Genomic DNA, 2,008 nt, shown 5'->3' with positions numbered 1-2,008 from the left:
GAGGACGGCGCCCATCAGCGCGCCGTCACGCGGTGCCGGCCGGCTCGGCCCCCCGCGCGGGCGGCGCGTCCGGCTCGTCGGCCCCGGGGGTGCCGTCCCCGTCGCCTGCCGAGCCGTCGCCGCCGAGCGCCGCGAGCAGCGTCCGGCCGTACCGCTCCAGCTTGGCCGCCCCGACGCCGCTGACCGAGCCGAGCTCCTCGAGCGTGCTCGGCAGGCGGGTCGCGATCTCGCGCAGCGTCGCGTCGTGGAAGACGACGTACGCGGGCACGCCCTGCTCCTTCGCCGTCGCGGCGCGCCAGGCGCGCAGCTGCTCGAAGACGTCGGTCGCCTCGGACGTGAGCTCGGGCGCTGCCGCCGTCGGGGCGCGGCGCGACGAGCGCACGCGCGCGGGCCGCGCGGCCTCGTGCCGGAGCGCGACCGTGCGCGTGCCGCGGAGCACCTCGGCGCCGGCGTCGGTCAGGCGCAGCGTCCCGTAGCCGTCACCGTCGACCCCGAGCAGGCCCTGCGCGAGGACCTGCCGCACGACGCCGCGCCACTCCGGCTCGGACAGGTCCGCGCCGACGCCGAACACGCTCAGCGACGCGTGGCCGAGCTGCTGCACGCGCGGCGTCTCGCGGCCGAGCAGGATGTCCACGAGGTGGCCCGCGCCGTAGCGCTGGCCGCGCTGGTCGAGGCGGACCACGGTGGACAGGAGCTTCTGCGTGGCGACGGTGCCGTCCCACGTGTCGGGCGGCGAGAGGCACGTGTCGCAGTTGCCGCACGGCTCGGAGGCCTGGCCGAAGTACGCGAGCAGCTGCACGCGGCGGCAGCCCGCGGTCTCGCAGAGCGCGAGCATGGCGTCCAGGTGCGCGGACAGCCGGCGGCGGTGGGCGGCGTCGCCCTCGGACTGGTCGATCATCCGGCGCTGCTGGACGACGTCCTGCAGGCCGTAGGCGAGCCAGGCGGTCGACGGGAGGCCATCGCGGCCCGCGCGCCCGGTCTCCTGGTAGTAGCCCTCGACGGACTTGGGCAGATCCAGGTGGGCCACGAAGCGCACGTCCGGCTTGTCGATGCCCATGCCGAACGCGATGGTCGCGACCATGACCAGGCCGTCCTCGCGCAGGAACCGCGACTGGTTGGCGGCACGCACGCGCCGGTCCAGGCCCGCGTGGTACGGCAGGGCCGTGATGCCCTGCGCGCTGAGGAACTCGGCCGTCTGCTCGACCGACGCGCGGCTCAGGCAGTAGACGATGCCGGCGTCGCCCGCGTGCTCCGTGCGCAGCAGGTCGAGCAGCTGCTGACGCGGGCTCGCCTTGGGCACGATGCGGTACTGGATGTTGGGCCGGTCGAAGCTCGCGACGAAGTGCTTGGCGCCGGACTCCTCGCGCAGGTCGAGGCGCTCCGCGATCTCGCGGTGCGTCGTCTCCGTCGCCGTGGCGGTGAGCGCGATCCGCGGGACCGCCGGCCAGCGCTCGTGCAGCACCGACAGCTGCAGGTAGTCGGGACGGAAGTCGTGCCCCCACTGGGACACGCAGTGCGCCTCGTCGATCGCGAACAGCGCGATCTCGCCTCGGTCGAGGAGCTCGAGCGTCGACGGCACGCGCAGGCGCTCGGGTGCGAGGTAGAGCAGGTCCAGGTCGCCCTCGACGTACGCGCGCTCGACCTCGCGGCGCTGCGTCGGGTCCTGCGTCGAGTTGAGGAAGCCCGCGCGCACGCCGGCCGCCGACAGCGCGTCGACCTGGTCCTGCATGAGGGCGATGAGCGGGGAGACGACGACGCCCGTGCCCGGGCGGACGAGCGCTGGCACCTGGTAGCAGAGCGACTTGCCCGAGCCGGTGGGCATGAGGACGAGGGCGTCGCCGCCCGCCACGACGGTGTCGATGATCGCGGCCTGCTCGCCGCGGAAGCTGTCGTAGCCCCAGACCTCCCGCAGGACCTCGAGGGGCGTGGGCGCCGGGCCGACGCGCTCCGCGGCGCGCGGGCGCGCCGGTGCGGTTGCTGCGCGCGCTACCGGCGCCGTCGCCGCGGG

Annotated in this window: 1 protein-coding gene; it reads right to left on the bottom strand. The window is 75.5% G+C overall.

Annotated features, from left to right (window positions below; genetic code table 11):
- Window positions 1-25: 25 nt before the first annotated feature.
- Window positions 26-2,008: DNA helicase RecQ (gene recQ / locus IDM29_RS16485; protein WP_375372432.1), on the bottom strand; the 1,983-nt coding region annotated here is incomplete at its 5' end.

This window comes from Actinotalea sp. JY-7885, assembly GCF_014525465.1.
GTDB lineage: Bacteria > Actinomycetota > Actinomycetes > Actinomycetales > Cellulomonadaceae > Actinotalea.
Note: the sequence above shows the minus strand (reverse complement) of the source record. Positions and strands in the feature narration are given on the sequence as shown.